This is a genomic window from Streptomyces tricolor (assembly GCF_002155905.1).
Classification (GTDB): Bacteria; Actinomycetota; Actinomycetes; order Streptomycetales; family Streptomycetaceae; genus Streptomyces; species Streptomyces tricolor.
Map to the genome: position 1 here is coordinate 1 of NZ_MUMF01000870.1, position 4,564 is coordinate 4,564.

Annotated in this window: 5 protein-coding genes and 1 pseudogene; 1 reads left to right on the forward strand and 5 read right to left on the reverse strand. The window is 74.8% G+C overall.

The genetic code is table 11. The features are described 5' to 3' along the window. A pseudogene (locus CCN44_RS48085) lies at window positions 1–568 on the forward strand (aminotransferase class I/II-fold pyridoxal phosphate-dependent enzyme); the annotation flags it as partial. A 21-nt stretch (window positions 569–589) separates the two neighbouring features. Here the strand turns inward: CCN44_RS48085 and CCN44_RS48090 are convergent. The 5 genes from CCN44_RS48090 to CCN44_RS40990 form a co-directional block, all read right to left on the reverse strand. Then, window positions 590–1,042: a DUF7144 family membrane protein gene (locus CCN44_RS48090; RefSeq protein ID WP_079081239.1), complete on the reverse strand. Its 453-nt coding sequence runs from the start codon at window positions 1,040–1,042 to the stop codon at window positions 590–592. Between the two features lie 244 nt (window positions 1,043–1,286). Further along, the gene (locus CCN44_RS40975; protein WP_059254166.1) at window positions 1,287–1,796 is read right to left on the reverse strand and encodes an O-acetyl-ADP-ribose deacetylase; all 510 of its coding nucleotides are present in this window, start codon (window positions 1,794–1,796) and stop codon (window positions 1,287–1,289) included. Further along, window positions 1,793–3,211, reverse strand: a complete 1,419-nt coding sequence (locus CCN44_RS40980) for a phytoene desaturase family protein (protein ID WP_208639936.1) — start codon at window positions 3,209–3,211, stop codon at window positions 1,793–1,795. The genes CCN44_RS40975 and CCN44_RS40980 overlap by 4 nt, the downstream gene beginning before the upstream one ends. An 89-nt stretch (window positions 3,212–3,300) precedes the next feature. Beyond that, the gene (locus CCN44_RS40985) at window positions 3,301–4,146 is read right to left on the reverse strand and encodes an inositol monophosphatase family protein (RefSeq protein WP_059254162.1); all 846 of its coding nucleotides are present in this window, start codon (window positions 4,144–4,146) and stop codon (window positions 3,301–3,303) included. Window positions 4,147–4,283: 137 nt separating this feature from the next. Further along, a partial coding sequence (locus CCN44_RS40990) for a gamma-glutamyltransferase (protein WP_208639937.1) occupies window positions 4,284–4,564 on the reverse strand: 281 nt, incomplete at its 5' end.

The following is a 4,564-nucleotide window of genomic DNA, read 5'->3' on the forward strand; positions in this document are numbered from 1 at the left end:
CCTGGAGGACGACTACGACGCCGAGCACCGCTACGACCGGCCGCCGGTCCCGGCGCTGCGTGCCCTGCTGGCCGACCGGGTCTGCTATCTGGGCAGCGTGTCGAAGCTGCTCGCGCCGGCGCTGCGGATCGGCTGGCTGGTGGCGCCGGCCCGGCACCGGGCCGCGCTGGTCGACGCCAAGCGCTTCAACGATCTCGGCAACGCGGTGCTGCCGCAGCTGGTGCTGGCCCGGTTGATGGAGTCGGGTGACCTGGAGCGGCACCTGAGGCTGGTGCGCGGGCGCCATCGCAGGCGCCGTGACGCGATGATCGCCGCCCTCGCCGAGCACCTGCCGGGCGCGCGGGTGCACGGGGCCGCGGCGGGTCTGCATCTGACGGTGACGTACGCCGCGGACGTGCCCGACACCGAGTTCGCCGCGGCGGCGCTCGCGCGCGGTGTGAAGTGCCAGCCGCTCTCCTGGCACCGGCAGTCGCCGGGCCGGCCCGGTCTGGTCCTCGGTTACGCGGCCACCCCGCCCGGTGTCGTCGCGGACGGGGTGGCGCTGCTCGGCCGTACGCTGCGCGCGCTGGGCCGACCGGCGGTCCGGGCGTCAGCCGGCCGCTTCCTGGCGGGTCGCCAGGGCCCAGATCACGAAGACGTCGATCGCCATCATGACGAACGACCAGACCGGCTGGTACGGCAGGAAGAGGAACTGCGCGATGAGACTGAGCGCGACGAGGAACAGACCGACGATGCGGGCCCAGGCCATGTCCTTGAGCAGGCCGATGCCGGTGATGAGGACCAGCGCGCCGAGGATGAGGTGGATGACGCCCCAGCCGGTGAGGTTCATCCGGTAGACGTAGTCGCCGATGCGGAAGTAGACGTCGTCCCCGGCGATCGCGGCTATCCCCTGGAGCACGGCGAGAATGCCGCTGCACACCATCAGGACGCCGGCGAACGTGATGCCGCCGGTCACCCAGCCGTCGCCCCGGGCCCCGGGCTGCCGCGGCGGCCACGAGCCGCCCGATGAGGCCGGTCCGGTGGGCTGCGCTGCCTGGCTCATGAGCGTGTCCTTTCTGCCTCCCCGTGCCGTCCGGTACCCGCGCGCTCGCGGGGAGCACGCGGGCACTCCGAGCGTTGGCCAGGCAGCCGCCGGGCGCATCGAGTGGTACGCCGTTCGGGTGAATCGACAGAGCGTCGCGCGATGCCACCAGCCGACCACGGCGGTCGCCCTCCTGCCGCGCACCGGGCCGGGCCGGTCCGTCGGCGCGATCCGGCGGGCGGCCGGTCTCGCGTGACCCGTCGGGTCAGCCGGCGTGGCGTGCGAACGCCTGGTACGCGCGGTCGTCGAAGAGGACGAACCGGACCTCTTCGACGGCGGTCGGTGTGGTGCGTACCGTCTCCGTGGCGATGCGGGCCGCGTCCTCCAGCGGCCACCGGTACACGCCGGTGGAGATCGCCGGGAAGGCCACCGTGCGGGCACCCAGCTCGTCGGCCACGCGGAGCGCCTCCCGGTAGCAGGAGGCGAGCTGCTCCGAGCGGTCCTCGGTGGCCGACCAGACGGGGCCGACGGTGTGGATCACCCAGCGGGCGTCCAGTTCGCCCGCCGTGGTGGCGACCGCCTGGCCGGTGGGAAGGCCCTTTCCGTACCGGGAGGCGCGCAGGGCGCGGCACTCCGCCAGGATGGCGGGGCCGCCGCGGCGGTGGATCGCGCCGTCCACGCCTCCGCCGCCGAGGAGGGAGGAGTTGGCCGCGTTGACGAGGGCGTCGGCGCGCTCCCGGGTGATGTCGCCCTGGACGAGGGTGAGGGTGGTCATGTCTGCCTCAGTCTCCGCCAGACGGCCTTGGCCGCGTTGTGCCCCGACATGCCGTGCACGCCGGGCCCGGGCGGGGTGGCCGAGGAGCAGATGAAGACGGCCGGGTGCGGGGTGTGGTACGGGAACAGGGACAGCCGGGGGCGCAGCAGCAGCTGGAGTCCGGAGGCGGCGCCGCAGGCGATGTCGCCGCCGACGTAGTTGGCGTTGTGGGCGGCCATCTCGGCGGGCCCGGCGGTGGCGCGGGCGAGCACGCGGTCGCGGAAGCCGGGGGCGAAGCGCTCCAGCTGGCGTTCTATGGCGTCGGTGAGGTCCCCGGACCAGCCGTTCGGGACATGGCCGTAGGCCCAGAAGACGTGCTTGCCCTCGGGGGCGCGGGTGGGGTCGGCCACGCTGGGCTGCACCGTGATCATGAATGGTCTGTCGGGGGCGCGGCCCTCGCGGGAGGCGGCGCGCAGGGCGGTGCCGATCTCGGCCCGGCTCGCGCCGATCTGGACGGTGCCGGCGGTGCGGGCCTCGGGCGCGGTCCACGGCACGGGTCCGTCCAGCGCGTAGTCGATCTTGAAGACGCTGGGGCCGTAGCGGTAGTTCGCGTAGTAGTCGCCGAAGCCGGCGATGCGGGCGAGCGCGGTGGGCGAGGTGTCGAAGACGTACGCGCGCGCGGGCGGCAGGTCGTCCAGGCGCTTGACCTCGTAGTCGGTGTGGACGGCGCCGCCGAGGTCGGTCAGGTAGGCGGCGAGGGCGTCGGAGATGGCCTGGGAGCCGCCGCGGGGCACCGGCCAGCCGCGGGCGTGCGCGGACAGCGCGAAGACCAGGCCGATGGCGCTGGTGGCGAGGCCGTCGAGCGGCGCCATCACATGGGCGACCAGGCCCGCGAACAGGGCCTTGGAGCGCTCGTCCTTGAAGCGGCGCATCAGCCAGGTGGACGGCGGGAGACCGGCCAGGCCGAAGCGGGCCAGGGTGACGGGGTCGCGCGGGAGCGCGGTCAGCGGCAGGGACATGAAGTCCCGGACCAGAGTGTCCCAGTGGGCGAGGAGCGGCTCGATGAGTCTGCGGTACGGGCCCGCGTCGCGCGGTCCGAAGGAGGCGGCGGTCTCGGCCACCGAGCGGGACAGCACGGCCGCGGTGCCGTCCGGGAACGGGTGGGCCATGGGCAGCGGGGCGTGCAGCCACTCCAGGCCGTACCGGTCGAGCGGCAGGGCGCGGAACGCCGGGGAGTTGATGCCGAGGGGGTGGGCGGCCGAGCAGGGGTCGTGCCGGAAGCCGGGCAGGGTCAGTTCCTCGGTGCGGGCGCCGCCGCCCACGGTGGACTTCGCCTCGAACAGGGCCACGGAGAAGCCGCGGCGGGCCAGCTCCACGGCAGCGGTCAGTCCGTTCGGTCCCGCACCCACCACGACCGCATCGAGCATCGACGGCACCTTCGGACCCCTTCGTCAGCCGACGGCCTTCGAGATCAGGATATGCCGGGGGACCGACGCTCCCCCGGCCCGGGTGGCCCCCGTGAGGCTCAGGACGCCGTGCGCAGCAGGTCGGCCACCCGGCGGGCGGTCGCGGCGTCCCGGGCGGCGGTGAACGGCAGGGCGTTGCCGCCGGTGACGCGGAACGGCTCGCCGCTCAGGGTGAGGTGCGCGCCGCCCGCCTCCTCGACCAGGAGCAGACCGGCCGCGTGGTCCCAGGCGGCCTCCCAGGAGAACGCCACGGCGTCCACCTCGCCCCTGGCGACGGCGAGATACTCCAGGCCCGCCGAGCCGCACGGGCGCGGGGCGAGGCCGTCGGTCCACAGGGCGCGCAGGGCGCGCTTCTGCTCGTCGGTGGTGTAGTCGGGGTGGGAGGTGGCGACGACGAGGTCCCGGCCGGGGGCGGGCGGGCCCGCGAACAGCCTCTGCCCGTCGAGGTGGGCGCCCTGACCGCGGACGGCGGTGGCGAACTGCTCGCGCGCCGGCGCGTACGTCCAGGAGGCGATCACGGCGCCCCGGTGGGCGAGCGCGACCAGGGTGCAGAAGCCGTCGTCGCCGTGGACGAACTGGCGGGTGCCGTCGACCGGGTCGACGATCCAGACCGGGTCGTCGCCCTGGAGCGCCTCGTACACCGCCGGGTTGGCGTGCACCGCCTCCTCGCCGACCACCACCGAGCCGGGCAGCAGGGCGCCGAGGTCCTCGGTGAGCCGCAGCTCGGCGAGGCGGTCGGCGTCCGTGACCAGGTCGTGCGGGCCGCTCTTCCGGTCCACCTCGTGCGCGGCGAGGCGGCGGAAGCGGGGCAGGATCTCGGCCGCGGCGGCCTTGCGGACCGCCTCCTCCACGTCGGCCGAGCAGCGGGCGAGAAACTCCTCGATGGTTTCCGTCTCTTCGATCATGTCCCCATGAGAGCACGTCCCACTGACAATCCCCGCGCCAGGCCGGTGGACGCGGGATGGAATCGGGATGAAGGGCAGGGGCCTGGCCCCCGTCGGACGGAGCCCGCACCCGCCGCCGGACGGGGCCCCGTCCCGGCTCAGCGGCCGACGGCGTAGCCCTGCATCCCGCGCGGGTTGGCCGCCGCCGACAGGAGCCCGGTCTCCGGGTCCCGGGCCACCGCGCACAGCCGCCCCTCGGACCAGGCGGGGCCGACGGTGACGTCGTGGCCGCGCCGCCGCAGCTCCTCGATGACGCCGGGGTCGGTGCGGGACTCCAGGGTCACGCTGCCGGGGCGCCGCCCGCGCGGGTGGAAGGAGCTGGGGAAGCTGTCGTTGTGCCAGTTGGGCGCGTCGATGGCGCCCTGGAGATCGAGGCCGC